This window comes from Actinoplanes sp. URMC 104 (genome assembly GCF_051386375.1).
Taxonomy (GTDB): domain Bacteria; phylum Actinomycetota; class Actinomycetes; order Mycobacteriales; family Micromonosporaceae; genus Actinoplanes.
On record NZ_JBPQTO010000002.1, the window covers coordinates 2,202,442 to 2,228,816 of the forward strand.

Below are 26,375 nucleotides of genomic sequence, written 5' to 3' on the forward strand. Positions count from 1 at the left end.
GCGTGGGACGAATTGATGACCTCGCCGACCGTTACGTCACCGAGTGGGCGGAGCTGAGCCCGATCGGCGCCACCTACGTGGGCATCTCCGGGCACGACGCCAAGACCGACGACTTCTCCGCCGAGGGCTTCGCCGCCCAGACCGAACTGGCCCGGCGGACGCTCAACGAGCTCGATGTGATCGATCCGGAACACGAGTCCGAGGCGGTGGCCAAGGACGCGATGATGGAGCGGCTCGGCCTGGAGATCGCCCGCGACGACGCCGGCTTCACCAGGAGCGAGATCAGCGTGATCTCCAGCGGGCTGCACTCGCTGCGCGGCGTCTTCGACGTGATGCCCGTCGACGGCGAGGAGGCGGTCGCCAACATCGCGGCCCGGCTCAACGCCCTGCCGCACGCGCTCGAGCAGTACAAGCGCACCCTGCTCGAGGAGGCGGACGCCGGCCGGGTCAGCGCCCGCGCGCAGTTGCTGGCCGTGGCCGAGCAGTGCGACGCGTGGACCGACCCCGATCGCGACGACTTCTTCCGCGGGCTGGCGGGGCGGCTCGACGCGGGCGGCGCGCTCGCCGCCGAGCTGACCCGTGGCGCGGACGCGGCCACCGCGGCCACCGCCGACTTCGCCGAGTTCCTGCGCCGCGATCTGGGGCCGCGTGGGCGTGACAGGGAGGCCGCCGGTCGCGAGCGCTACGAGCTGGCCTCGCAGTACTTCCTGGGCGCGAAGGTCGACCTCCAGGAGACGTACGAGTGGGGTTTCGCCGAGCTGTTCCGCCTCGAGGAGGAGATGCGCGCGACGTCCGCGGCGATCGCCGGTCACGGCGCGTCGATCGACGAGGCGGTCGCCGCGCTGGACGCCGACCCGGCCCGCAACATCGCCGGCAAGGAGGCGTTCCGCGACTGGATGCAGCAGCTCGCCGACAAGGCGATCGCGGAGCTGAACGGCACCCACTTCGACATCGAGCCGCCGGCCCGCACGATCGAGTGCTGCCTGACCCCGACCAGCGACGGCAGCATCTACTACACCGGCCCGAGCGAGGACTTCAGCCGTCCCGGCCGCATGTGGTGGGCGGTGCCCGAGGGCGTCACCGAGTTCTCCACCTGGCGCGAGGTCACCACCGTCTACCACGAGGGTGTTCCCGGCCATCACCTGCAGATCAGCCAGACGCTGCTGCGGGCCGACACGCTCAACCGCTGGCAGCGGCTGCTCTGCTGGTGCTCCGGGCACGGCGAGGGCTGGGCCCTGTACGCGGAGCGGCTGATGGACGAGCTGGGCTATCTCGCCGACCCCGGTGACCGGCTGGGCATGCTCGACGGGCAGGCGCTGCGGGCCACCCGGGTGATCGTCGACATCGGCATGCACCTCGAGCTGGAGATCCCGCGGGACAACCCGTTCGGCTTCCACCCGGGCGAGCGGTGGACGCCGGAGCTCGGCTGGGAGTTCCTGCGCGCCCACACGCGCATGGAGGAGAAGACGCTGCGCTTCGAGTGGAAGCGCTACCTGGGGTGGCCGGGGCAGGCGCCGTCCTACAAGATCGGCGAGCGGATCTGGCTGCAGGCCCGCGACGAGACCCGGCAGCGCAAGGGCGCCGACTTCGATCTCAAGACGTTCCACCGGGACGCGCTGAACCTCGGTGCGCTGGGCCTCGACCCGCTCCGTAAGGCACTCGCCCGGATCTGACCGTTTCGGGCTTTTCTCCGGTTCGTGCCGGGGAAAAGCCCGTTATTGGTGTGAGCACGTCGGCACTATCAGCGATGTATAGCGCAGAGCGATCACTCCGCTACGCAACGTTCAATCGACGACCGTCTTATCGGTCGCCGTATATGAATCTTGTGGCTTTTCGTCCGGCCGGTGTGCCGTTACCATCGCCGCGACAACTTTTCACGTCTTCCGGAACCGGTGTGGGCTGGGGGTTTCGACCCCGGGAACGGAACTGAGCGCGCGTTACAACGACGACAACCGCACCCTGTATCCCCCGATCAGCCGAGAGACATCTGTCCCTTGGCAAGGGGTTTACCGAGGAATTCTCGGATAGATTAGCCCGGATCCGCGGCCTGACGGCTACGGAAAGTAGCCACTTTTCAGGGCTCATCGCGTGTGCATGGCGGAGGACGAAAGCAATGAACAGCCGGCGATCCCGTTGGGGCTCCGCACTCGCGGTGGTTCTGACGGTTCTGGTGCTCGTGCCGACAGCTGTGCTGTTCGGCCGGATTTGGACCGACAACAACGACCGGCGGGACAGCACGGAGCTCGAGAAGCAGGGCGTGCAGTACATCACCGCACTCAACCCGCTGCTCAACGCGCTCATCGAGTCCGAGTCGTCACGCCTGCAGGGCGTCACCGAGCCGCCGCAGACGCTGGCCGCCGCGGTGAACCGGGTGGCCGCCGTGGACGCCGAGGTCGGTGACGAGCTGAAGACCAAGGAGCGCTGGGCCGACCTGCAGGCCAAGATCGGCAAGCTCCCGGCCGCCAAGACCCCGACCGATGTCCTCAACACACACATCGAGGTCACCGACCTCACGCTGGCGCTGTACGCGGCCATCCGGCGCGATGCCCAGCTCAACCGCGACTCCGACGGCGACATCGCGAACATGCAGCAGGCCGTGGCGGTCGACATGCCGACCACGGTGGTGCGGGTAAACCGGGCCGGCGACTACGCCACGATCCTGCCGGGTCTGCCGGCCGGCGCCGTGAAGAGCCAGGTGCAGGCTCAGGCCGCGCACGAGCAGCTGGCGGTGCGCGATTCGGTGCAGCAGCTGACCGAGAACCTGCAAGCCGCGGTCGACAACACCCGCAGCGGGACACTCAGCGGCAGCCTGGTCAGCTCGCTCGACTCGTTCCGCCGCACGGTGGAGGACATGACCAAGGGCGCCACCGCGGGCAACGCCGCCACCGTGACGACCGCGCAGACGCAGATGCAGGCCTCGCTGGGCAACCTCTCGGGCATCACGCTGCGCGAGATGGACAGCCTGCTCTCCGACCGCATGGACTCGCTGAACTACCGCCGCTTCGAGGCCCTGGCGATGGCCGGTCTCGCGCTGCTGCTCGTGCTCGCCGCCGTGCTGTGGCCGGTGCTCAGCCGCCGCCGGGAGCCCGCGCACGTCGCGGGGCCCCCGGTGGGCGAGTCCACCCGGGACGTCGCGCTCGACCGGCCGGGCCCAGGCTCAGGCCCCGGGCCGTACGGCAACCCGGGCCCGTACGACCAGGCGCCCGGCTACGGCGACCTCGACCCGACACGGCGGGAGCGGTCCGGTGCTCTTCGGTAAGTTCCGCATCCTGGGCAAGCTCGCCCTGCTGGTGCTCGTGCCGCTGCTCGGCGTCGTCGCGCTGAGTGTGCCGATCATCGTCAACCGCATCACTGCCGCCACCGACGCGCAGAACATCTCCGACAAGGTGGCGCTGGCCACCCGGGTCGGGACCGCCGTGCAGGAGCTGCAGGAGGAGCGGCTGCTCTCCGTCGGCTTCTACTTCGGCCAGATCGGGCAGAACCAGCTGGCGGTGCAGAGCGCCGCTGCCCGCGACGCCGTGGCCCGCGTGGACGACGACACCGACGTCTCACGTGCGCTGGCTCGCGCGCTTCGCAACACGTCCAAGCTGGAGATCACGCGGCAGAACGTCATCAACCGGTCGATCCCGCCCAACCAGGTGGTCGTCGAGTTCACGAACATCATCACGCCGATCATCAGCGGGCTCGCGCTCTCGTCCAGCGCCGACCTCAAGACCAGCGTCGGCCGGCAGCTGTTCGCGCTCGAGCAGGCGCTGATCAGCGACGACCTGATCAGCCAGGCGTCCGGCCACCTGACCGCGGCGGTCTCCCTCAAGAACGACCCCGACGGCCGGGGGGTGCAGCTGCTCGGGCTGTTCAGCCAGTCGCTGATCCAGCTCCAGCAGGTGATCACGAACGCGGAGGCGTACTTCACCAAGGAGCAGTACAACCTCTACCTGGGCGCGCAGACGGCGTTCTCGGCCCGCGTCCCGTCGTTCCTCGAGCGGGCCGCGACCAACCCGGCCGAGGCGATCCAGACCCTCAACATCACCACGCTGTTCCCGTCGCTGCAGTCCGTGCTCGTCCTCGGCGGCTTCGTCGAGAAGCGCATCGCCGCGGACGTGGACGCGATCGTGAACAACAACCGCGAGACCGCCATCCGCGACGCGCTGCTCATCGGTGGCGGCGCGTTCCTGCTGCTGATCATCGTGATCGCGCTGAGCCTGTTCATGGCCCGCGCGGTCGCCCGGCCGCTGCGCCGCCTCACCACCTCGGCCGATCGGATCGCCCGCGCCGCCGAGGCGGAACTCGAGAGGGTGGCCGACGACGACGCCGAGTCGGTGCGTCCGATCCGGCTCGACCCGGTCGACGTGGAGGCGCAGGACGAGATCGGCGACCTGGCGCGCGCGTTCGACCGCGTGCAGACCACCGCCGTACGGCTGGTGGAGCGGCAGGTGCTCGGCCGGCGCAACGTCGCGCAGATGTTCGCGCACGTCGGCCGTCGTACCCAGAACCTGGTCGGCCGTCAGCTGGCGCTGATCGACAACCTGGAGCGCCGGGAGACCGACAGCGAGCGCCTCGGCGAGCTCTACCGGCTCGACCACATGTCCAGCCGTCTGCGCCGGAACGCGTCCAGCCTCGTCGTGCTCTCCGGTGGCACCGGCGCCGACGAGCACATGGCGCCGCTGCCGTTGCAGGACGTCGTCCGCCTCGCCCTCGCCGAGATCGAGGACTACACCCGCGTCGACGTCGACGTGCCCGAGGAGATCGTGGTCGTGCCCGCCGTCCTGGCCGACCTGACGCTGCTGCTCGCCGAGCTGATGGAGAACGCCACCACGTTCTCGCCGCCGCACACCCGCGTCGTGATCAGCGCGACCGAGCTGCGCGGCGGCGCCCGTCTGGCGATCATCGACCAGGGCCTGGGCATGCCGCCCGAGCGGCTGGCCGAGGAGAACGCCCGGCTCACCCGCCGCGAGCGCCTCGACCTCACGCCCAGTGAGGTGCTCGGCCTGTTCGTGGTCGGCCGGCTCGCCCGCCGGCACGGCATCGAGGTCACGCTGACCGAGACGCCCGGCGGCGGCGTCACCGCGTGGGTCGACCTGAACCCGTCGCACCTGATCGCCCGGGTCGTCAGCACGACCGTGCAGGACATCCCGCCGTTCCCGTCGATGGGCGCGCCGAGCCAGCCCGGCTACCACACGTCCGAGTTCGCGCAGGTCCTCGCCGGTTCCGCGGCGCGGGCCTCGGTGCCGGGCAGCCAGCAGCCGTTCGACCCGGGCGTGCTGCAGCGGGCCACCCAGACGCTCGAGACCGGGCAGACGTGGAACGCGTTCGCGCCGGTCAAGGCCACCGCGCCGGCGATCGAGGCCCCGGAGACGTACGCCGGTCAGCCCGTCTACGAGGCGGAGCCGGTCTACTCCCCCGGCCCGGCCTTCCAGCCGCCCGCCTATCAGGAGCAGCAGCCGGTCGTCCCGCCGGCGTACGACCTGAACGCGCCGGTCGCCGGCCGCGTTCCGGCCGCGATGCCGGAGCTGCCGGCCGCGGGCCCGGGCGCGTGGCACCAGCAGGCGCCGACCCCGCCGCAGGCCACCTGGTCGCAGCCGGTCATCGAGTCGCCGCCGGCCCGGCCGGCCATCCCGCAGCAGCGGACCGGCGAGGAGGACTACCGGTACGCCCCGCAGGCGTACCGTGCCCCCTCGGTGCCCGAGCAGCGGCCGGAGGAGCTGCCGCAGCCGCGGCCGGAGGAGCCCCACCAGCAGCGGGCCGACGAGATCGCGTCGCCCTCGACCGGGCCCGGCACCGGCACCCTGCGGCGCCGGATCCCGGGCAGCCAGCTGCCGGCCGACAGTGGGCGCCCGCTGCCCGCCGGCCCGCCGTCGCAGGACGACGCGCTGGCCGCGCGTGCCGCGTTCGACGACTTCGAGGCCGGGGTCAGCCGGGCGCAGTGGGACGTCGCCGAGACCCAGATGTCCTCGCCGCCGTCGGCCGGGCATCCGCCGCTGGCCCGCCGGGTGCCCGGCGCCACCCTTCCCCGCGACGAGCCGGACTACCCGCCGCCGGCGACCCCGAGCCTTCCCCTGGACCCGGATGCCGCCCGGGCCCTGATGGAACAGTTCGAGTACGGCGTCGCACTCGCATTGAACGAAACTCAGCCACAACCCGAGGGACAACCGCGATGACTTCCCCCTACAGCACGGACACCGGCAACGGCCACTACGCCCAGTCCCAGCTGAGCGCCGAGGCCAAGACCTTCAACTGGCTGCTGGACTCGTTCACCTCCGGCACCGCGGGCGTGATCGAGGCCATCGCGGTGTCGTCCGACGGCCTGCTGATGGCGATGTCGGCGATCAAGGACCGACCGAACGCGGAGCGCCTGGCCGCCGTGGTGTCGGGTCTCACGAGCCTGGCCGGCGGCGCCGCGAGCTGGTACCGGCTGGGCTCGCTCAACCGCGTCATCATCGACATGGCCGACGGATATCTGCTGGTCACCGCGATCAGCGCCGGTTCCGTGCTCGGCGTCATCGCGGACCGTTCGGCCAACCTCGGCACCCTCGCGTACGAGATGACGCTCTTCGCCACCCGCGCCGGTGGCGCCCTCAGCCCGCGGTTGATCGCCGAGTTGAAGAACGCCGTCCAGCAATGACCTATCCGGACCCCGACGACCCGGCACACCCGGCTCGGCCGAGTGTCCGCCCCTTCCTGCAGTCCGGCGCGCTTCCGGCCGGCGGTTACCGTCCCACACCCGCGGATCCGGAACCGCCGGCCGCCGAGCAGACCACTGCGCTGCGCCCGTTCGTCATCACGTCCGGGCGCACCGACGGCGCCGATCCCGACATCGGGATGGAGACCCAGGTGACCGTCAACCCCGCCGCCGGGCCGGTGCGCCTCTCGCCCGAGATGCGCGCGATCGTGAGCCTGTGCGACGAGCCCGTCTCCGTGGCGGAGATCTCCGCCCGCCTGCGCCTGCATCTCGGCGTCACGCGCATCCTCGTCGGTGACCTGCGGGCCGCCGGCCAACTGGACGTCCACGTGCTGGACAACGAGACCCCTGACCCTGAGACCATCATGCGAGTGATCCGTGGACTTCGAGCAATCACCTGACCGCATCGTCGGCACCGCCGCGGTGGGAAGTGGCGGCGGCCGACAGAAGAAGGCGCCGGTCCCGGTAAAGATCATCGTTGCGGGCGGCTTCGGGGTGGGCAAGACCACCACCGTCGGCGCCATCTCGGAGATCTCCCCGCTGACCACCGAGGCCGAGATGACCTCGGCGTCCGTGGGCATCGACAACCCGGGCCAGGCCACGGGCAAGACGACGACGACCATCGCCATGGACTTCGGCGTGCTCACCATCGATCAGACGCTGAAGCTCTACATCTTCGGCACGCCGGGGCAGTCGCGCTTCGCCTTCATGTGGGACGACCTGATCAAGGGCGCCCTGGGCGCGCTCGTCGTGGTCGACACCAACCGGATCGACGACTGCTATCCGGCTGTCGACTATTTCGAGCGGGCCGGTCTGCCGTTCGTCGTGGGCGTCAACACGTTCAACGGCCAGATGACCTACAACCTCGACGAGGTGCGCTGGGCCCTGGCCGTACGCGAGGACGTGCCCGTTCTGGCCTTCGACGCCCGCTTCCGGGGCTCGGTGCGCGACGCGCTGCTGGTCGTGCTGGATCAAGCGTTGGACAAGGCGATTCGCCAGAAGTCTCCGTACTCCTGAGGGGAGGTGTGCGCCGGGTCGCCCAGATCGAGGTTCCCAAATCGGCCTCGGAGCGTGCAGAGTGGTACCCGGCGAGACCCGCTACGGAAGGACGGTCACGTGCGAGGCGGATTGGATGACGCTCTCGACAAACTCGCGCGCCGTGACGAGTTGCGCCGCCGGGCCTCGGGCGAGGCGCCCGGCACCCCGCAGGCCGTGACCGAGCTGGTCGAGGCGGTGGCGGCGGTCGTTGCCCGCCATCCCGAGCTGGGCGTGAGCGTGGGCGTCGAGGGCGCCGGCGACCCGCTGCTGCTGCATTTCTACCTCGCCGAGGGCCAGGTGCAGGTCAACGCCGAGAGCGCCGCGGCCCTGGCGCCCGACTCCGGCGCTCCCCGGCACGCCGATGCCGAGGTCGAGATCGAGGAACCGCCGTACTCGCCTGCCCCGGCCTCCGCCGAGCCTGTGGGCGGCGACACGCGCCGGCTGAACCACGACGACCAGGACCGCTTCGGCCCGGCCACCTTCGGCTATCCCGCCGCCGCAAGGCCCGAGGACCCTCCGGCACGGTACGAGGAGCCCACCCCGCGGTACGAGGAGCCGGCCGCCCGGTACGAGGAGCCCGCCCCGCGGCCGAAGGACCACTTCGCGCCGCGGCCGCAGGAGCCGTACTACGGCGAGTCCGACACGGCCGAGCGGCGCTACGGCTCGTTCGACTCCCCGGCCGCCGCCGCGGGCCACGACCAGCGCCGTCCCGGCCACGACCCCGGCGAGTCGTCGCGCGACCTCGGCGCCCGCCTGCGCAACCTCGGCATGGCCTCCAGCGGGCAGCCGCCGGTCTATCCGCCGCATCCGTTCGCGGCCACCCCGCCGCCGCCCGTGCCGCCTCAGACGACGTCGGCGCCGCCGCAGACCACGCCCATGCCGCCGCAGCCGCGCCCCGCGGTTCCCTCGCAGGAGGGCCCGGCCGGGGCCACCCGGCGCATCCGTCCCGAGCAGCACCGCGCCCCCGCCGAGCCGTCGGCGGCCGAGCGTGGCGTCCCGGCCCGCCCGATGCCCGAGCGTGGCGCCCCCTCGGCCCGCCCGGTGCCCGAGCAGCGCAGCATGCCCACCCCGCTGCCCGAGCCCATCCCGCTGCAGGTTGAGCGGCCCGAGGAGACCGAGATGGCCGCTCGCCGCCTTGCCGCGCTGCTCCGCGACGATCCCTCCCTGCTTGACTGAGAGTGATGTCGAGCATCCTGACGCGTACGCCCGGTATTGCCCCGGATAGTCGCGCCTGAGTTGTCTGGGTTGGGCCGTTCGGCCAGACTCGGGCCTTCGCTCTTGAATCACGCTCTGTAACTGAAATAGCGTCCAAGCCGTTCCCATTACGGCGCGTGACCTCCACCGGCTCGCGGCCCCCTCCGTACGCCTGTAGGAGACATCGATGGCGCTGCTGCCCGAGGTTCACCTGGTCGCCGGCACCCCCGCCGAGGCCCTGCGGCTCGCCCCCGTCGCCCAGGCCATGCGGGAGCAGGGGAAGCTCACGCCGGTTCTGGTGGCGACCGGCGACGACACCGACGGGGTCGACCGGGTCCTGGCCGCGTTCGGGTTCACCCCGGCGGTCACCCTGCCGGCCGGCGCCGACCAGTCCGAGACGATGCGCCGCTTCGACGACCTCTGGGCCTCCCGCACGCCCGCCGCCGTCCTCGTGCGGGACGGGCTCGGCCAGGCCCTCGCGGCGTTCTGGCGGCGGGTGCCGGTCGTACAGATCGACGCGGGGCGGCGCTCCGGCGAGCTGGGCTCGGCCACGCCGCTCGAGGCGCAGCGGCGGCTGCTGGCCCAGGTGGTGACCGTGCACCTGGCGGCCACCCCGCTCACCGCGATGAACCTGCTGGACGAACGCGTGGTCGCCGGCGACGTGCTGCTCACGGGCGGAACCGCTCAGGACGCCGCCCAGCTGCTGGCCGCCCGGACCCTCGCCGCGCCGCAGCGGGCGGGTCGCACCGTGGTGCTGGGCGTGCCCACCGAGCGCGCGGACGCGATCGCCCCGGCACTGCGCTACCTCGCGGGCCGCCACGCCGACCTGGAGGTGGTGCGGGCCGCCGGCACCGCGCGCGGGCTCGAGCTGGCCACCCTGCTCGCCCAGGCCTACCTCGTGGTCACCGACGACGAGGACCTGGTCGAGGAGGCACTGGCCGCGTACTGCCCGGTGCTCCTGATCGGTTCCGAGGCCCGGCACGCCGAGGCGCTGCACGCGGGTAGCGCGCGGCTCGTCCCGCCCGACCCGGCGGCGATCACCGGTGAGGTGGCCGAGCTGCTCGAGGGCCGGGTGCGCCGCGACGCGATGGCGCTCGCCGGCAACCCGTACGGCGACGGGCTGGCCGCCTACCGGGTGGCGCAGGCCACCGCGGCCCTGCTCGGCCACGGACAGTTCCCCGACCCGATGCCCGCCACCCCCACGGCCGGTGTCGCCCGATGAAGGAGAGCCCGATGGACGTGGTGTCGTTCTGGACCCTCGCCTGGACCAGCGACGACCCGGTCGCGGTGCGGCAGGTGCTCGCCCCGGACGCCGAGATCGAGTGGAACCTGGACGCGCCGGTCGACGACGAGGAGCTGGTGCAGGTGCAGCACCGCATCGCCGCCTTCGCCGACACGGTCACCGTGGTGGGGCAGACCCGGGCCGACGACGGCGCCGCGCTGGTCTACGAGCTGACGGCGCCGTTCGGCACGGCCCGGATGGTGGAGTTCCTGACCGTCGGGGGCGGCCGGATCACCGAGGTGCGGCAGGTCTACGACGTGACCGCGACCGACCGGTTCTTCCCCGGGCTGTACGAGAACTAGCCGAGCGACCGCTCGAGCAGGGCGAACAGGTTCGTCCAGTGGCGCTGCTCGGCCTCGGGGTCGTACATCGACGTGTCCGACATCGTGAAGCCGTGCGGCGCCCCGGCGTACACCTCGGAGGTGTACTTCACGCCGGCCTCGTCGAGCGCCGCCTCGAGCGTGCGGATCTGCTCGGGGGTCATCGACTGGTCGTTGTCGGCGTGCGCGAAGTACAGCTCGCCGGTGACGGAGCCGACCGCGAGGTGCGGGCTGTCCGGCTGGTCGCTGACCACGCGTCCGGCGTGGAAGCTGCCGAGCGCGGCGATGCGGTCCGGGTGCGCCTCGATCGCCCGCAGCGCATTCGTGCCGCCCATGCAGTAACCCACGACGGCCACCGGGCCGGCCGCGACACCGTCCTGCGCGGCCAGGAAGTCCAGGTAGGCGCCGCTGTCCGCGGCGACCCGCTCGGCGGTGAGCCCCCGGATCATCGGCATCAGCCGGCCGAAGGCGGCGCCGCGCTTCTCCGCGTCGCTCAGCTCCTCGGGCGTGACCAGCGGCGGCCGCGCGTCGCGGTAGAACAGGTTCGGCACGAGGACGGCGTAGCCGCGCTCGGCGATCCGCTCCGCCATCTCGGCCAGGCGCGGCCGCAGCCCGAACGCGTCCATGAACAACAGCACGCCGGGGAACGGCCCGTCGCCGTCCGGCTTGACGAGGTAAGCGTCCGCCGTTCCGTCCGGAGCCGGGATCTGCACGGTGGTCGTCTGCAAGGTGCGCCTCCGAAGTCATTGATCAGGGCGACCGTAGCACCAACCGGGGATGCATCCCCGGTGCGTCGTACCCTGTCACCCATGGCAGATCGACTGCGCGCCGACGCGCAGCGTAACCGGGCCGCGCTCCTCGCCGCGGCCCGGGACGTGTTCGGCGAGCACGGCCTCGACGCCTCCCTCGACGAGATCGCGCGCCGGGCCGGGGTCGGCAACGCCACGCTCTACCGCCGGTTCCCGACCCGCCAGGACCTGATCGCCGAGGTCTTCGCGGGGCAGATGGCCGGGTACGTCCAGCTGGCCGAGACCGCGCTGGCCGAGCCCGACCCGTGGGCCGCCTTCGTCACGTACCTCACCCGGCTCTTCGAGATCCAGGCAACCGACCGCGGCCTCTCCGAGCTGCTGGTGACCAGCGGCTTCGACGAGGACGCGCGGCTCGCCGAGCTGCTCGCGACGGCGCGGCGCGGCGCCACCGCCGTGATCAGGCGGGCGCAGCATGCGGGCCGGTTGCGCGCCGACTTCACCCGCCAGGACATCAGCCTGCTGATGCGGGCCAACGCCGGCGTGCTGCGCAGCTCGCCCGACTCCGACGCCTGGCGGCGGTATCTGTCGCTCGTGGTCGACGGCCTGAACGGCATTTAAGGATGTTTAAGGCTGCCCGCAAGACTGTTTAACGGTTCGCGGCGAAGACTCGACTTCTCCTCACCCCCTGCGATCGGAGTCGATTCATGCAACGCAGCCGTCTGCGCCTGGCCGTCTACGCGTCGGCGGCGTTCGTCGCCGTGGCGGGCGGTGTGGGAGCGGCAGTCGCGGCCACCGGCCCGGCCACGACCGCCGCGGGCGTCCTGAGCGCCACCTTCACCAAGGACAGCGACTGGGGCAGCGGCTACCAGGGCCACTACACGATCACCAACGGCACCGGCACGGCGGTGAACGGCTGGCAGCTCGCCTTCGGGCTGCCCGCGAGTGCCAAGCTCGGCAGCTTCTGGGACGCCGCGGTCACCACGTCGGGCGGCGTCTCGACCGCGAAGAACCCGGCCTACGCCCCGACGATCGCGGCCGGCGCGACCGCGCAGTTCGGCTTCGTCGTCAACGGCAGCGGCGCCCCGACCAGCTGCACGATCAACGGGGTCTCCTGCGGCGGCGGCGCCACCGCGGTCCCGACCACGGCGCCCACCGCCAAGCCGCCCACGACGGCTCCTTCCACCAGGCCGCCGACGAGCGCGCCGACCAAGCCGCCGACCACCGCCCCGACCAGCAGGCCGCCGACGACCGCGCCCCCGGCCCCCACCGCGCCCGCCGCGGGTGCGGTGCGCGTGGCCCCGTACGTCGACATGGGTCTGCTCTCGAACGGCTCGACCACGCTCGCGCAGCTCGGCCGCAGCGGCAACGTCACGTCGTTCAGCCTGGCCTTCGTGACCAGCGCGGGCTGCAAGGCGAGCTGGTTCAACGCGTTCGACCCGCGGGCCAGGCAGTTCGCCGACCAGATCGCCGAGGTGCGCGCGGCCGGCGGTGACGTCAAGGTGTCGTTCGGCGGGGCCACCGGCGTCGAGCTGGCCCAGGCCTGCACCAGCGTGGCCGCGCTCCAGGCCGAATACCAGGCGGTCGTCTCGGCGTACGGGCTGAAGTACATCGACCTCGACATCGAGGGCGCCGCCGTGGCCGACCCCACCACGATCGCCCGCCGCTCGACCGCGCTGGCCGCTTTGCAGAAGGCCAACCCGGGCCTCAAGATCTCGCTGACCCTGCCGGTGCTGCCCGAGGGCCTGACCGCGGACGGGCTGGGTGTGGTGCGCTCGGCCAAGAACGCGGGCGTCGACCTCGACCTGGTCAACATCATGGCGATGGACTACGGGCGGGCCGGGCAGGACTACGGGGACCTGGCGATCCAGGCCGTGCGCTCGACCAAGGACCAGATCAAGTCGATCTACGGCACCAGCGACGCGGCCGCGTTCCGCATGGTCGGCGTCACCCCGATGATCGGCGTCAACGACGACAACGGCGTGTTCGGCACGGCCGACGCCCGCGACCTGGTCGCCTTCGCCAACGCCAACCACCTCGGCTTCGTCTCGTACTGGGAGACCAACCGCGACCGCAACGCCTGCACCGGCGCGCTGTTCCAGTGCACCAACGTGCCGCAGGCCCCGTTCGAGTTCAGCAAGATCTTCGCCGGGTTCACCGGCTGACGACCTTCTCCATCCCCAAGTAAGAAAAGGCGCGACTCCGGGCCCCCACCCGGAGTCGCGCCGTTTTCGTTCCTCACGCCGCGAAGCCGCGGCCCGCTTCCGCGAGGGTCTCGGAGACCAGCTCCCACAGGTTGGCGCCGGGCGGCCGGTCGAGCCAGATGTGCAGCCCCACCCGCAGCGAGGCCAGGAACGCCGCGGAGGTCATCTTCACCCGTACGCTCGCCGGGTCGGCGCCGGAGCGGGCGGCGATCTCGGCGGACAGATCGCGCTCGAGCGCGGCGAACGTCTGCACCTGCGCGGCGACCAGGGCCGGCTGGGCACGGACGAGGCGGCTCTGGGCGACCCAGTGCGGGTCGAGGTCGCCCAGCTTCAGATAGAACTGCTCGGCCGCGGCGGTCAGCGCCGTCCACGTGTCCTCGTCGGCGGGGCGGGCGCGCACCTGCTCGATCAGCAGATGGATGCGCTGGAAGTCCCCGTACAGCAGGGCTTCTTCCTTGCTGCCGAAGTAGTTGGAGAACGTACGCCGGGACACCCCGGCCTCGTCGGCGACGGCCTCGACGGTGACGCGGTCGAAGCCGTGCTCGATCGCCAGGCGCATCGCCGCGGAGTGCAGGGCCTGCCGGGTCGCGGCCTTCTTCCGCTCGCGCAGCCCGGGCTCGGCAATCGTGCTCATGTCTTGAGGGTACCGGCGTGTGATTTGCTTCTCAACGTGCAAAGTTGCGCAATGGGAAAGCACTGTCGATAGTTGTATGTGGCAATCACTTCACGAGGATCCGACCCGGAGGCTGCGCACATGAGCGCCCCGATCACCGCCGACGCCCGACCGGGCGCCATGTCCCATCGCCAGATCATGGAGGCGCTCTCCGGCCTCCTTCTGGTGCTCTTCGTCGCGATGGCGAGCTCGACCATCGTCTCCACCGCGCTGCCGAAGATCATCGGTGCGCTCGACGGCAGCCAGACCCAGTACACGTGGGTCGTCACCGCGACGCTGCTGACCGCCACCGCCTCCACCCCCATCTGGGGCAAGCTGGCCGACCTCTACAGCAAGAAGCTGCTGGTCCAGATCGCGATCGTGGTGTTCGTGCTCGGCTCGATCGTGGCCGGCTTCTCGCAGACCGCCGGCCAGCTGATCGCCGCCCGCGCGTTCCAGGGCCTCGGCATGGGCGGCGTGCAGGCGCTCGTCCAGGTCGCGATCGCCGCGATGATCCCGCCGCGGGAGCGCGGCCGCTACAACGGCTACCTCGGCGGTGTCATGGCGCTGGCCACGGTCGGCGGCCCGCTGCTCGGCGGCCTGATCGTCGACTCTACCCTCGGCTGGCGCTGGTGCTTCTTCATCGGTGCGCCGATCGCCGTGATCGCGCTGGTCGTGCTGCAGAAGACGCTCAACCTCGAGGTGATCCGCCGCGCGAACGTGAAGATCGACTACCTCGGCGCCGGCCTGATTGCCGCCGGGGTCAGCACCCTGCTCGTCTGGGTCTCGTTCGTCGACAGCGAGTTCGGCTGGATCTCGTGGCAGACCGCCGCGATGGTCGGCGCCGGCCTGGTGCTGCTCGCGATCGCCGTCTGGGTCGAGTCGCGGGTCGCCGAGCCGGTCGTCCCGCTCGACATCGTCAAGCAGCGCACCACCGCGCTGGCGATCGTCGCGAGCCTCGCGGTCGGCATGGCGATGTTCGGTGGCGCCGTCTTCCTCGGCCAGTACTTCCAGATCGGCCGCGGCTACAGCCCCACCGAGGCGGGCCTGCTCACGATCCCGATGATGGCCGGCATCCTGGTCTCCTCGACGATCTCGGGCCGCATGATCACTAAGAGCGGCCGGATCAAGCCGTACATCGTCACCGGCACCGTCGTGCTGGTCGCGGGCTTCGCCGGGCTGTCGTTCCTCGACCACGAGACCCCGCTCTGGTACGTCGGCACGGCGATGGCCCTGGTCGGCGCGGGCGTCGGCATGTCGATGCAGAACCTGGTGCTGTCGGTGCAGAACACGGTCTCGCTCAAGGACATCGGCGCGGCCAGCTCGACGATCGCGTTCTTCCGCTCGCTGGGCGGCACGATCGGCGTCTCGGTGCTCGGCGCGGTGCTCGCCCGCCGGGTCAGCGACCAGATCACCCACGACTTGGCCAACGCGGGCGTCCCGGCCGGCAGCACGAGCGGCGGCAGCACGCTCAACCTGTCCGCGCTGCCCGACTCGATCCAGCACATCGTGCGGGCCGCCTACGGCGACGCCACCGGGCACATCTTCCTGATCAGCGCGGCGATCGCGGTGGTCGGCGTGGTGGCCGCGGTGCTGCTGCGGCCGGCGGCGCTGCGCTCGACGGTCGACGTCGCCGCGCCGGCCGCCCCCGCCGAGGACGACTCCCCGGTGCCGGCCCTCAGCCGCTGACCTCACCCGATTGCCCTTCAAGCGGCGCCCGCCTGGTGCGGGCGCCGCTTGTTGTTGCTGGTGGGGCGACATTGCTCACGTATGTGATCGTGGGATCGCGGGCTCACGCAGAGCTAACCTCGGCGAGCAGAGCGTTGCCGAAGCGGATTTCCTCAACCGGCGAGCGGCGCTGTCGATCAGTGGCCCAGGAGCGAAAGGGGGTTCGGCCACGTGGAACCGGAGCGCGAAATGCTCGACGCCGAGCGACTGCATGCTGCCCTCCTCGTACTGGAGGACGAGATCCATTGGGATGCCGTCCCCACCTTCGAGCTCGCTCAGCGGTACGAGCGCCAGGCCCGCCGGCTCGGCGACGAGCTGCTGATCGCCCGCGCCCGGCTCAGCCAGGCCAACATGCGCATGCGCCTGGGCGACGTCGCCGATGCCACGCAGCGCATCTGGCCGGTCCACCAGTGGGCCGTCGATCACGACGTCCGGCTCACCGCCCGTACGCACCTGATCTTCGCCGCCATCCACCGCCACCTGGGCGACGCCGCCCAGAGCCTCGAGCACGCGGTGCGCAGCGTCGAACTGCTCGACGACTCCGCCACCCGCTTCATGCACATCTGGCACCGCGCCAAGCTCGCCGACTCGCTCGCGTTCGCCGGCTCGATGGAGCCCGCCCGCGAGCGGTTCACCCAGGCCGAGCGCCTGTCGACCGAGTACAACCGGCCCGACCTGCTGCTCTACGTGCTCAACAACTGGGCGTACTCGGAGCACGCGGCCGGCAACTACGCGCTGGCCGAGCAGGTCGTCACCCGGCTCCGTGCGCTGTCGCAGCGGCACGGCTTCGTGCTGGACGCCACCGTGCTCGACACCATCGGCGCCATCGAGATGGGCACCGGCCGCTACGCCGAGGCCGAGCGCACCATTCTGGCCTGCATCGAGGCCTACCAGTCGATCCGCCGCGACGACGCCGACGCGATGCCGGAGTACCTGCTGAACCTCGCCCGGGCGCAGCGCGCGCTCGGGGCGTACGAGCGTGCGCAGGTCAGCCTCGACGAGTCGCGCCGGCTCTGCGCCGACCGCGAGCTCGGCCACTTCCTCGTGCTGGTGCACCAGGAGCAGGCCGAGCTGCACGCCGCCCGTGGCGAGTTCGCCGAGGCGTACGTGGCTCACAAGGTCTTCTTCGAGGCCTACAAGCGTCTGCAGTCCCGGCAGCGCGAGGCCCAGGCGCGCACCCGTCAGGCCATGTTCGAGACCGCCGAGGCCAAGCAGGAGGCCGAGCGCTTCCGCGAGCAGGCCCGGCGCGACCCGCTCACCGGCCTGCGCAACCGCCGGTTCATCGACGAGCAGCTCCCGCGGCTGATCGACACCGACCCCGACCTCACCGTCGCGATCGTCGACCTCGACCACTTCAAGCGCATCAACGACCAGCTCTCCCACGACGTGGGCGACCAGGTGCTGGTGCAGGTCGCCAAGCTGCTCGAGACCGAGCTGGCCGCGGTCGCGCCCGAGGGCTTCGTGGCCCGGATGGGCGGCGAGGAGTTCCTGATGGTGCTGCCGGGCTGCCCGCAGTCGCGGGCCGGCGTCGAGATCGACGGCATCCGCCGGGCGGTCGGCGCCTACGACTGGGCCGGCATCACGCGCGGCCTGCCGGTGACGGTCAGCATCGGCGTGGCGGGGCTGGGCGACGCGGACAGCCGTACGCAACCGGGCCTGCTGTCCACAGCCGACCGCAACCTGTACGCGGCCAAGCACGGCGGCCGCGACCAGGTCGTCTGCGGCATGCCCGGCGTGGACCGGGCACGTTCGTACCGCAACCGCGCGTCGGCCGCCTGAGCTGCGCCGCCCGCCCGGGTGGCGACGGCATCGATTTCGGTCGTACCCGACCGCTACGCTTTACCCCACTGACGTCGGTGAGGAGGCGTACGTGGACGAGGTGGCACCCCCGGGCGTCAACATCAACGTGCCCCACTCGGCCCGCATCTACGACTACTGGTTGAGCGGCAAGGACAACTTCGCCGTCGACCGCGCCGTCGGCGACGCCATGCTCAAGGCCATCCCCAGCCTGCGCTACATGGCGGCGGAGAACCGCAAGTTCGTGCACCGGGTGGCCCGCGACCTGGTGGAAAAAGAGGGCATCCGCCAGTTCCTCGACATCGGCACCGGCATCCCCACCCGGCCCAACCTGCACGAGATCGCCCAGGGCATCCGGCCCGAGGCGCGGGTGGTCTATGTGGACAACGACCCCATCGTGCTGGTCCACGCCCGAGCTCTGATGATCAGCTCGGAGGAGGGCCGCAGCGAGTACATCTCGGCCGACATCCGCGACCCCGAGTCGATCCTGCACAACAAGGACCTGCGCGACGCGCTCAGCTTCGACGAGCCGATCGGCCTCACGCTGATCGCCATCCTCATGCTGATCGCCGACGAGGACGACCCCTGGTCCAAGGTCGACGCCCTGCGCGACGCCATGCCGTCGGGCAGCGTGCTGGCGATAACCCACCCGACGGCCGACTTCGCGCCCGACGAGGTGCACGAGGCGGTGGCCGCCGCGACCAACGCCGGCATGACGCTGGTGGCTCGCACCGAGGCCGAGGTGCGCCGCTTCTTCGGCGACTGGGAGATGCTCGATCCCGGGCTGGTCACCGTGCCGAGCTGGCGCCCGGACGAGCCGGTCGACGATCCTCGGTCGGTCTATTACTGGGCCGGGGTGGCGCGCAAGCCCTGACTGCTTGGGCCGCGTTGCGGAGGCAACCGGCCGGGCCGCCCGGCACGGGGGAACCGGACCGCCCGGCCGGCGCCGGGCGACGCCTCCTCTTTCGAGGCGTCAGGTTTTAGTTCTCGGTCATACGGGTATACGCCCGCACCCGGACCTGTGACAACGCTCAGTAACGTATCCGACCACTTTCCGGTCCTTCACGGAATGTGACGGCACCTGACTGCCGGTCACGCCTCCCCCTCGTCCGTCCGCTGCCGCGGCACCGGGCGGGACAGGGCATGTCTGACTCCTCCGAACCGGTGCGACACCACCGTCGCCCGGGTGGTCGCGGCACTGACATCGTCGGTGAGCGGCTCGTCCCGATACAACGGCGCCGGGTTTCCCCGCCGGGCGTCCGCCACGAACGACTCACCCTCGTCGAAGTGCTCCGGACCGATGTTAGGAACGGCCATGTCGTTACCCCTCGCTAGGACGCCCCCGCCAAGGAGCCCGTTTCCGCGACCGGTCAGTCACTCAAAGATGTCACCCTTAGTGACACCCGCGAGATGTGTACGTGCGTTATCATGCTCACAATCCCGTGAGTACGCAAGGCCAAATGCACGTGCATTTGCACCAGGCGTGAGGCAATGATTGCTCATAGGGGACCATTTGACTCCGGACGATCCCCGACCGGAGCAAACCAAGGGAGCTTCACCATGACGTACGCGGTCAACGGCATCTCCGCCGGCCAGTTGGAAGGTGTCACCTGGCAGAAGAGCCGGCGCAGCAACCCCAGCGGCAACTGCGTCGAGTGCGCCGTCCTCCCGAGTGGCGAGGTGGCCATGCGCAACTCCCGCGACCCCGAGGGTCCGGCTCTGATCTACACCCGCGCCGAGATCGACGCCTTCCTCGGCGGCGTTCGCGACGGCGACTTCGACAACCTGCTCGGCTGATCGAGCCGGCGTTCCGCTCGTCGGATGACGTCGGACCTGACAGACCCGGCACGACGCTGGCCGTTCACGGCCGGCAGCCACGGGCCTGACGTGCCCATCTCCACGTCGCGTCCACAGCAGAGAGGCCACCGCTGCGACCTGTTGACGGGTCGCGAGACCATGAGGTGGCCGGGCAACGCGGCGACAACGGTCGCGGGCCCAGCAAAGAGGTGGGCCTGCCTAGCGGTTCAAGCCAGGCAGGACCCGGGACGGTAGAACGGTCTCGTCCACGGTCGTCGGCAGCGGGCGTGGACGAGCCCTACCACCCCGCCCGACCGCGGAGCGGAAGGGCGAGTTCGCAGAGCGTACCCCCCGTTCGGCCGTGGTTCCAGCCGACCGTGAGATCAGGCTGGGCGCCCGACCTCGTGCAGCAGCTTGCCGAGGATCTCCGGCGTGTGGCCGGGCGGCTCGGCATCGATGCAGACCCGTTCCATCGCCATCGCGTACTGGTCGACGTCCTCACGCTTGTCCAGATAGATGGCGCTGGTCAGTTGTTCGACGTAGACGACGTCGGGCAGCTCCGGCTCGGGGAACCGCAGGATGGCGAACGGTCCGCCCGCCGCCGCGTGACCGCCCGCGTGGAACGGGATGATCTGCAGGCGTACGTTCGGCTTCTTCGCCGCCTCGATGAGGAACTCGATCTGCGCCTTCATGACCTCGACACCGCCGATCGGCCGGCGCAGCACCGCCTCGTCGATGACCGCCCACAGCTGCGGCCCCTCCGGGCGGTCGAGAATCGCCTGGCGCTGGCGGCGCAGCTCGACCCGCTTGTTCATCTCCTCGGGCGTGACGCCCGCGTGGCCGAGCATGATGACGGCCCGCGCGTAGTCGGGCGTCTGCAGCAGGCCCGGGACGAACTGGATCTCGTACGTCCTGATCAGCGTCGAGGCCGCCTCGAGCCCGAGGTAGGACTGGAACCAGCCCGGCATGACGTCGCTGAACTGCTGCCACCAGCCCGGGTTGTTGGCCTGGCGGGCCAGCACCAGCAGCGCCTCGCGCTCGTTGGGCTCGGTCACGCCGTACAGCGTCAGCAGGTCGCTGACGTCGCGCTCCTTGAAGCTGACCCGGCCGAGCTCCATGCGGCTGATCTTCGAACCGGAGGCACGGATCTCCCACCCGGCGTCCTCACGGGTGATCTGCTTGGCCTCGCGCAACCGCCGGAGCTGGGCCCCGAGCAGGATGCGCAGAACGGTGGGGCCGCCGGTCGGCGCCTCCTCCTGCTGCGTACCCGCGCTCACCTGGCTCCTCGTCATCACTGTGGCTGGGGGCTGCCGGCCGCAGTCCCACCGCATCCTACGGGGGAGATCGTCCACAACGAAACAGCCCGCGAACTCGCCCGGGCGTTCGCCCGAGCCGGATGCACGTGCATCCGGCCTTGCGAACGCCCTTGTACGCGAGCATGATAGCTGACAGACACGCACCGCCTGCTGACAGAGCGTGGCGTTCCCCCGTCACCCGGACGACCGAGTCCCGAGATCCTGGAGGGTCCTCTCGATGTCCACGACGTCCGCCCCCACCGTCGCCCCGCCCCAGCGTGACCCGTCGGACGTGGCACCAGCCGACAGCTACCACCCCTCCGACCGAGTCTGGGTATACCGCGACGGCTGGCGTGCCGGCGTCATCGAGGCGGCTTCCCCCCGCGCCGTCACCGTGACCTACCGCCCCGGCGCCCACCTCGGCACCGGGGTCGACACTTTCACCGCGCCCTATGTGACGGCCCGCTCCGGCGACGACCCCGCCGTCGACCGCCGCCACCTCGGCCGCGGCGTCTTCACCCCGGCCGGCCTCCCCGTCCGCGGCTCCGCCGCGTAACAGGCGCGGCCCGGGTCGCCGCTGCCGCTCATCCCGGGCCGCCGCTGCCGCTCGTCCCGGGTCGCCACTGCCGCTCATCTCGAGTCGCCACCCCTGCTTATCCCGGGTCGCCACCCCTGCTCATCCCGGGTTGCCACCCCTGCTCGTCTTGGGTCGCCACCCCTGCTCGTCCCGGATTGCCACCCCTGCTCGTCTTGGGTCGCCACCCCTGCTCATCCCGGGTTGCCACCCCTGCTCGTCTTGGGCGCCATCCCTGCTCATCCCGGGCCGCCATCCCTGCTCATCCCGCGGCATCCGGTTGCCGGGCTCCGCTTCCAGCGGCAGCTCCCGCGAGGACACCTGGCCCGAGAACGCGGCCACCGCCCGTTCCCTCCCCTGACGGGCGCAGCTTTACTGCTAGCGCGTCCGCCACGGCTGCTACCGCCTTCGTGCGGCGATTGCCGTCATCTCCGACGGCAGCCGCCCGTGGCCCTGGTCCGACAGCTATAGCCGCTCCTCCAGGACGTGCACCGCGGCGGCCGCTACTTCTCGACGTCCCTTGCCTGCCGTTTGTGCGTCCGCCATGCCGATGTCTCGCGCGTCCGCCACGCCGACGTCCACCACGCGCCGATTCCTCACGGCCGCAACTCAGGCCGGGTTTTACGCCCGCCGCCGCGGCTTCCACTTCGGCATCGAGCGCCGGCCGCCCTGGCTCCGCCGGTTCCGGTCGGCCCACGCCCGGCGTCCCATCCATCGTCGACCGCTCATCTCGGCTCATGCCTGACGCGTCGCCCGGCTCCTTCGGCGCACCCCGCCATTCGTACGGTCATTGGCACTCCATTGCTGCCAATTCCGTACGTAACCGCTACGCTCCCCTCCGTACCGTCAATGTTTTTGTTACTGAGACTGCAACAAAGTATCGCTGGTCAAGGCACACATATGATCGATACCTGGCGATTCTCCAACGTCGCGACCGGGCAGATACCCCACGACAAGTGGAACGCAGACGCATCAGATTCCCCGGCTCGCAATACCGGGAAATTGCCCCGCCTCCGCGATGTCAGGTCGTGACGAAGTCGGCAGCAATCTCAGCCACCGCACCATTTTCCGACACGCTTCGTATACAAATCCGGGCTCGCGTAGACCCTCGAAGAGTGGAACAACTCCACAGAGGACGCACATGATCACCGCTAGAACGTCCGTTGATGACGGACTGCACTCTAAGGGCAAAATGAGTAGTCGTCCGATGGGCGCGAATCGAACATGCCCTCAGCGGTGCACGCCAGTGCCTCGACTCCGCCCGAACGGTCCACCTCCGGCATCGCCGTGTTGTCGCTCGCAAGTGGGCACTTGCGCGTCCGGCCAAGTGGCGTGTTATGCCGCTCCGGCGCGGGGTATCACCCGTCCGTCGAGCGGTCCGGCAGGCGGAGGTGGCACTCGTGCTCGATCCCCAGGAGAAGGCCGTCTTCGACGGTCTGGTGACCCAGCTTCGCGAGGCCGACCCCAGATTCTGCCGGCGGATGGACCGGTTGGGCCGTCCGCGCACCAGGCTCTACACCACGGTCGCGGCTCTGCTGTGGATAGTCGCGCCGCTGTGCGTGATCTTCGGCGGTTGGACCGGCGCGATCTTCGCGGCCATGGCCGTCGGGTACGGCATCCGCCTGTACTCCAAGCGGAACGGCCCGGCCCCGCAGCCGGCGTGGTGGACCGCTACCCGCGGCCGCCCCGCGCATCCGGCCTAGCTCCAGCGGCTGCCTGTCAGTCGCTCGTACACCTCGACGTACCGGTTCCTGGTGGCCTCGACCACCTCGTCCGGAATCTCAGGGCCCGGCGCCGTACGGTCCCAGTCCGTCAGCGACGAGGACCAGTCCCGCAGGAACTGCTTGTCGAGGTAGCGCTGCGTGCCGCCCGGCTTCCACTCGTCCGCCGCCCAGAAGCGCGACGAGTCGGGCGTGAGCAGCTCGTCGCCGAGAGTGAGCGTGCCGTCCTTCGCAAACCCCAGCTCGATCTTCGTGTCCGCGATGATGATCCCCTGGGACGCCGCCACCTGCTGCCCCCGGCGGTACACCTCGAGCGTGATCCGCCGCAGCTCGGCCGCCACGTCTTTGCCGACCTTGTTTTCGACATCCGCGTACGTCATGAACTCGTCGTGCCCCTGCCCCGGAGGCACCTTGGTCGTGGGCGTGAAGATCGGCTCCGGCAGGTCCGACCCCTCGATCAGCCCCGCCGGCAGCGCAACCCCCGACACGGCCCCGTCCCGCTGGTATTCCTTGAGCCCCGACCCGGCCAGGTAGCCCCGCGCGATGCACTCCACCATGACCATGTCGAGCTTCCGGCACCGAACCGCCCGCCCCGCCCACTCACTCGGCACGTCCGTGCTCGACACAATGTGGTTGGGCACCACGTCCGCAAGCTGCTCGAACCACCAGAGCGACAGCTGCGTCAGGATCTTGCCCTTGTCCGGTACGGGCGTGGGCAGCACCACGTCGTAGATCGAAATCCGATCGGACGCCACCAGCAGGATGTCCTCGCCGTCCGCGTAGACGTCCCGGACCTTCCCCGAGTGCAACAGCTCCACGTGCTCCCCCTACCTCAACGGGCATACCCGCACACGCTATCTGACCGTTCGCTTGTTCGAGGCAGAGCCCATTGGCGAGCGCAGACGCCTGTTGACGGCTGCGGCCTAGTCACTGGCAATGTAGTCGCGTAAGCGCTAGGCATCCGCCTAGCTCTTACCAGGCTCTGATCTTTATATGGCTGACCGGACTTACGGAGAGATTGCCGGTTTCCCGCCCGGATCCACGTTCACCAATCGACGAGACTTGGCCGCATCAGGCGTGCACAGGCCTCCACAAGGTGGCATTTGCGGCGGCAAAGACGGGGCTGAGTCGATTGTCGTATCGGGTGGCTACGTCGACGATATGGACTTCGGACACGAGATCATCTATACGGGACAGGGCGGCCGAGACGAGGTCACCGGCGAACAGGTCGCCGATCAAGAGTTGGTCCTCGGCAATGCCGGCCTAGCGCGCAGCAACATCGAGGGCTACCTCGTGCGTGTCGTTCGTGGAGCAGGCGGGGACGAGGAACACTCGCCACCGAGGGGTCTTCGCTACGACGGACTTTTCCGAGTTGCCGACTTCTGGCATGACACGGGTCGCAACGGATTTCGCGTGTGGCGGTTCCGCCTTGTTGCTCATAACGAAACACCCGACGCCGACGAGCTTGAGAGGCCAGAAGACGCAGGGCCGGCTCTACGTGCCTCTACGACCATTCAGCGGCTTGTCCGTAGTACTGCAGTGGCACAGCGCGTCAAGGAACTCCACCAGCACACGTGTCAGGTTTGCGGAATTCGACTTACCACGCCCGTCGGCCCGTACGCCGAAGCGGCCCACATCCGTGCGCTTGGCAAGCCTCACGACGGACCAGACGTCAACAGCAATGTGCTCTGCCTATGCCCCAATCATCACGTGCTACTCGATACCGGTGCTATCTACGTCGACTCCGACTGGACCGTACGTGCAAGCGACGATCACAGTGTAATTAGCACGCTTCGACGCGTCACCAAGCACGTCATCGACCCCGAACAGCTGGCGTACCACAAGAACCACTTCGTGCCGTAACAATCGAAGGGCGGCCCGTCGGGCCGCCCTTCCGGATGTCGAGTCAGCTGTTCATCAGCTTGAGCATCTGCTGGATCTCGCCCTGGCGGGACTGCTGGACACGCTGGGCGAACTTCTTCGTCTCGGGGTTCTTGCCGCCCGTCAGGGCGACCTTCGACATCTCCATGGCCTGGTGCTGGTGGGCCAGGAAGAGGTTGAGGAAGGCGCTGTCGAAGGAACCGGCCTTGACGGTGCTCAAGGCCTTGATCTCGGCCTCTCCGGTGCCGGGCAGGCCGCCGTGGTCGGCGTGGAGACTGGGGGCCTCGTCGACCTCGGGGGAGGCGCCCCACGAGGTGAGCCAGGACTGCATCATGGTGAGCTCGTCCTTCTCGGTGGCCTGGATGGCCTGGGCGAGGGTTCGGAGCGTCGGGTCCTGGGCGCGCTTCGCCGCGGTCGTGGTCATGCGCAGGCCCTGCTTCTGGTGGTAGGCCAGCATCTGCAGGAACATCACGTCGGTGTCGTTGTGCTCGTCGCCGGCCTTGATTTCGGCTACTGCCTGGGCGGCGACGGTGGGCTTGGCCTCGGGGGTGACTGCGGTGCCGCAGGCGCCCAGGAGGAGAGGGGCGGTCAGGGCCAGGGCGATCAGGCGGGGCTTCACAGCGGCAGCCAGAGGGCGAGGGTGTAGATCGACGGCTCCCAGCTGGTGATCGCGGTGTGCGACTGGCGGCACTGGTACTTCGCGCCGTTGAAGGTGACGACGTCGCCGGTCTTGTAGGCGGTGCCTGCGGCCCAGGCGCCGCCGGCGGAAGGCGCGGCGGGCGGCTTGGTGGGAGAGGCGGCGGGAGGAGCTGTGGTGGGCCGGGAAACAGGGGGCGTCGTGGGCCGGGAAACGGGAGGCGTCGTGGGAGACGCCGTGGGCGGCGTCGTGGGAGCCGCCGTGGGCGCCGTGGTGGGAGCAGGAGCCGCGCCGCCGCCTACCTGCAGGTCTACGCAGTTGTAGAAGGCGTTCGCGGTGTCGGCGATGTTCCAGACGGCCAGCACCTTCTGGCGGCCGGGGAAGCGGCTCAGGTCGATCGTGTGGTTGACGACCGCGGCCGGCTGGGCGCCGCCGTCGTCGATGGAGGCGACCTTGGTGTTGCCGATGAAGTAGTCCCAGGTCGAGGTGCGGTGCCGGGCGGTGAGCACCCAGCTGAAGGTGACCGTGCTGCCGACGGCCTTGGCGGGCCAGTTGCGCGACTCGTCGGCGAGCACCGAGAACTGTCCGACGCCGCCGTCGCAGGACTTCAGGCCCTTGGGGCCCTCGACGCTCTGCGGCTCGAACTGGATCTGGCCGCAGTCGGCGACGGCGCCGGACGCGCAGAGCGCCTGGCGGCTGGGCGGCGACGAGACGTACCCGTGCGCGGAGGCGGGTGACTGGACCGCCAAGCCGCCGGCTGTCAGAACGAACGCGGCCACGGGATAGGCGATCTTCCTGCGCATGAAACGGCTCTCCGTACTGTCGTCGCG

25 protein-coding genes are annotated in these 26,375 nt (G+C 70.3%); 18 read left to right on the forward strand and 7 right to left on the reverse strand.

The genetic code is table 11. The features are described 5' to 3' along the window. Window positions 1-2 precede the first annotated feature (2 nt). From ACSNN8_RS11325 to ACSNN8_RS11365, 9 genes are all read left to right on the forward strand, one after another. Complete coding sequence (locus ACSNN8_RS11325; protein WP_436648606.1) at window positions 3-1,673, forward strand: DUF885 domain-containing protein; 1,671 nt, start codon at window positions 3-5, stop codon at window positions 1,671-1,673. Between the two features lie 479 nt (window positions 1,674-2,152). After that, window positions 2,153-3,259 (forward strand): hypothetical protein, encoded by a 1,107-nt coding sequence (locus tag ACSNN8_RS11330; RefSeq protein ID WP_436648607.1) that lies wholly within the window; start codon window positions 2,153-2,155, stop codon window positions 3,257-3,259. Beyond that, window positions 3,246-6,158: an ATP-binding protein gene (locus ACSNN8_RS11335; protein ID WP_436648609.1), complete on the forward strand. Its 2,913-nt coding sequence runs from the start codon at window positions 3,246-3,248 to the stop codon at window positions 6,156-6,158. The genes ACSNN8_RS11330 and ACSNN8_RS11335 overlap by 14 nt, the downstream gene beginning before the upstream one ends. Then, window positions 6,155-6,622: a roadblock/LC7 domain-containing protein gene (locus tag ACSNN8_RS11340; protein WP_436648610.1), complete on the forward strand. Its 468-nt coding sequence runs from the start codon at window positions 6,155-6,157 to the stop codon at window positions 6,620-6,622. Before ACSNN8_RS11335 ends, ACSNN8_RS11340 begins: the two co-directional genes overlap by 4 nt. Continuing rightward, entirely contained in the window at window positions 6,619-7,080 is a 462-nt protein-coding gene (locus ACSNN8_RS11345) for a DUF742 domain-containing protein (RefSeq protein WP_436648611.1), read from the forward strand. Before ACSNN8_RS11340 ends, ACSNN8_RS11345 begins: the two co-directional genes overlap by 4 nt. Continuing rightward, window positions 7,058-7,696 (forward strand): GTP-binding protein, encoded by a 639-nt coding sequence (locus ACSNN8_RS11350; protein ID WP_436648612.1) that lies wholly within the window; start codon window positions 7,058-7,060, stop codon window positions 7,694-7,696. The genes ACSNN8_RS11345 and ACSNN8_RS11350 overlap by 23 nt, the downstream gene beginning before the upstream one ends. 111 nt (window positions 7,697-7,807) lie before the next feature. Further along, complete coding sequence (locus tag ACSNN8_RS11355; RefSeq protein ID WP_436648614.1) at window positions 7,808-8,893, forward strand: hypothetical protein; 1,086 nt, start codon at window positions 7,808-7,810, stop codon at window positions 8,891-8,893. A 205-nt stretch (window positions 8,894-9,098) separates the two neighbouring features. After that, window positions 9,099-10,133, forward strand: a complete 1,035-nt coding sequence (locus ACSNN8_RS11360; protein WP_436648615.1) for a UDP-N-acetylglucosamine 2-epimerase — start codon at window positions 9,099-9,101, stop codon at window positions 10,131-10,133. A gap of 11 nt (window positions 10,134-10,144) precedes the next feature. Next, window positions 10,145-10,495 carry a hypothetical protein gene (locus ACSNN8_RS11365; protein ID WP_436648616.1) on the forward strand — a complete coding sequence of 117 codons (351 nt, stop codon included), beginning with the start codon at window positions 10,145-10,147 and terminating at the stop codon, window positions 10,493-10,495. Here ACSNN8_RS11365 and ACSNN8_RS11370 read toward each other — a convergent pair. After that, window positions 10,492-11,241, reverse strand: a complete 750-nt coding sequence (locus ACSNN8_RS11370) for a dienelactone hydrolase family protein (protein ID WP_436648618.1) — start codon at window positions 11,239-11,241, stop codon at window positions 10,492-10,494. The two genes, ACSNN8_RS11365 and ACSNN8_RS11370, sit on opposite strands and share 4 nt — an antisense overlap. A gap of 81 nt (window positions 11,242-11,322) precedes the next feature. Here ACSNN8_RS11370 and ACSNN8_RS11375 point away from each other — a divergent pair, with 81 nt between their 5' ends. After that, a complete protein-coding gene (locus ACSNN8_RS11375; RefSeq protein ID WP_436648620.1) occupies window positions 11,323-11,880 on the forward strand; it encodes a TetR/AcrR family transcriptional regulator in 558 nt (185 codons plus the stop codon). Between the two features lie 86 nt (window positions 11,881-11,966). Next, entirely contained in the window at window positions 11,967-13,424 is a 1,458-nt protein-coding gene (locus tag ACSNN8_RS11380) for a cellulose binding domain-containing protein (RefSeq protein WP_436648621.1), read from the forward strand. A 73-nt stretch (window positions 13,425-13,497) separates the two neighbouring features. On the opposite strand, the gene ACSNN8_RS11385 is transcribed toward ACSNN8_RS11380, so the two are convergent. After that, window positions 13,498-14,097: a TetR family transcriptional regulator gene (locus ACSNN8_RS11385; protein ID WP_436648623.1), complete on the reverse strand. Its 600-nt coding sequence runs from the start codon at window positions 14,095-14,097 to the stop codon at window positions 13,498-13,500. A 120-nt stretch (window positions 14,098-14,217) separates the two neighbouring features. On the opposite strand from ACSNN8_RS11385, the gene ACSNN8_RS11390 reads away from it, so the two are divergent. From ACSNN8_RS11390 to ACSNN8_RS11400, 3 genes are all read left to right on the forward strand, one after another. Continuing rightward, window positions 14,218-15,804: an MDR family MFS transporter gene (locus ACSNN8_RS11390; RefSeq protein WP_436648624.1), complete on the forward strand. Its 1,587-nt coding sequence runs from the start codon at window positions 14,218-14,220 to the stop codon at window positions 15,802-15,804. Window positions 15,805-16,014: 210 nt separating this feature from the next. Further along, complete coding sequence (locus ACSNN8_RS11395) at window positions 16,015-17,622, forward strand: diguanylate cyclase (protein ID WP_436648625.1); 1,608 nt, start codon at window positions 16,015-16,017, stop codon at window positions 17,620-17,622. A 91-nt stretch (window positions 17,623-17,713) separates the two neighbouring features. Continuing rightward, complete coding sequence (locus tag ACSNN8_RS11400) at window positions 17,714-18,514, forward strand: SAM-dependent methyltransferase (protein ID WP_436648627.1); 801 nt, start codon at window positions 17,714-17,716, stop codon at window positions 18,512-18,514. Between the two features lie 218 nt (window positions 18,515-18,732). On the opposite strand, the gene ACSNN8_RS11405 is transcribed toward ACSNN8_RS11400, so the two are convergent. After that, the gene (locus ACSNN8_RS11405; RefSeq protein ID WP_436648629.1) at window positions 18,733-18,957 is read right to left on the reverse strand and encodes a hypothetical protein; all 225 of its coding nucleotides are present in this window, start codon (window positions 18,955-18,957) and stop codon (window positions 18,733-18,735) included. A 243-nt stretch (window positions 18,958-19,200) separates the two neighbouring features. Here ACSNN8_RS11405 and ACSNN8_RS11410 point away from each other — a divergent pair, with 243 nt between their 5' ends. Beyond that, window positions 19,201-19,437: a DUF397 domain-containing protein gene (locus ACSNN8_RS11410; protein WP_436648630.1), complete on the forward strand. Its 237-nt coding sequence runs from the start codon at window positions 19,201-19,203 to the stop codon at window positions 19,435-19,437. A gap of 383 nt (window positions 19,438-19,820) precedes the next feature. Here the strand turns inward: ACSNN8_RS11410 and ACSNN8_RS11415 are convergent, their stop codons facing one another. Beyond that, window positions 19,821-20,714 (reverse strand): helix-turn-helix domain-containing protein, encoded by an 894-nt coding sequence (locus tag ACSNN8_RS11415; protein WP_436648632.1) that lies wholly within the window; start codon window positions 20,712-20,714, stop codon window positions 19,821-19,823. A 256-nt stretch (window positions 20,715-20,970) separates the two neighbouring features. On the opposite strand from ACSNN8_RS11415, the gene ACSNN8_RS11420 reads away from it, so the two are divergent. Both ACSNN8_RS11420 and ACSNN8_RS11425 read left to right on the forward strand, forming a co-directional pair. After that, window positions 20,971-21,288 (forward strand): hypothetical protein, encoded by a 318-nt coding sequence (locus tag ACSNN8_RS11420; protein WP_436648633.1) that lies wholly within the window; start codon window positions 20,971-20,973, stop codon window positions 21,286-21,288. Window positions 21,289-22,706: 1,418 nt separating this feature from the next. Beyond that, window positions 22,707-23,009 (forward strand): DUF3040 domain-containing protein, encoded by a 303-nt coding sequence (locus ACSNN8_RS11425; RefSeq protein WP_436648635.1) that lies wholly within the window; start codon window positions 22,707-22,709, stop codon window positions 23,007-23,009. Here ACSNN8_RS11425 and ACSNN8_RS11430 read toward each other — a convergent pair. Continuing rightward, complete coding sequence (locus tag ACSNN8_RS11430) at window positions 23,006-23,845, reverse strand: phosphoribosylaminoimidazolesuccinocarboxamide synthase (RefSeq protein WP_436648637.1); 840 nt, start codon at window positions 23,843-23,845, stop codon at window positions 23,006-23,008. The genes ACSNN8_RS11425 and ACSNN8_RS11430 overlap by 4 nt on opposite strands. 175 nt (window positions 23,846-24,020) lie before the next feature. Here ACSNN8_RS11430 and ACSNN8_RS11435 point away from each other — a divergent pair, with 175 nt between their 5' ends. After that, on the forward strand, window positions 24,021-24,890 hold the full coding sequence (locus ACSNN8_RS11435; protein ID WP_436648639.1) for a YDG/SRA domain-containing protein: 870 nt from the start codon (window positions 24,021-24,023) through the stop codon (window positions 24,888-24,890). Between the two features lie 43 nt (window positions 24,891-24,933). Here ACSNN8_RS11435 and ACSNN8_RS11440 read toward each other — a convergent pair whose 3' ends face one another. Together ACSNN8_RS11440 and ACSNN8_RS11445 are read right to left on the reverse strand one after the other, a co-directional pair. Further along, window positions 24,934-25,527, reverse strand: a complete 594-nt coding sequence (locus tag ACSNN8_RS11440; protein ID WP_436648641.1) for a DUF305 domain-containing protein — start codon at window positions 25,525-25,527, stop codon at window positions 24,934-24,936. Beyond that, window positions 25,524-26,348: a lytic polysaccharide monooxygenase gene (locus ACSNN8_RS11445; RefSeq protein ID WP_436648642.1), complete on the reverse strand. Its 825-nt coding sequence runs from the start codon at window positions 26,346-26,348 to the stop codon at window positions 25,524-25,526. The genes ACSNN8_RS11440 and ACSNN8_RS11445 overlap by 4 nt, the downstream gene beginning before the upstream one ends. Window positions 26,349-26,375: the final 27 nt, after the last annotated feature.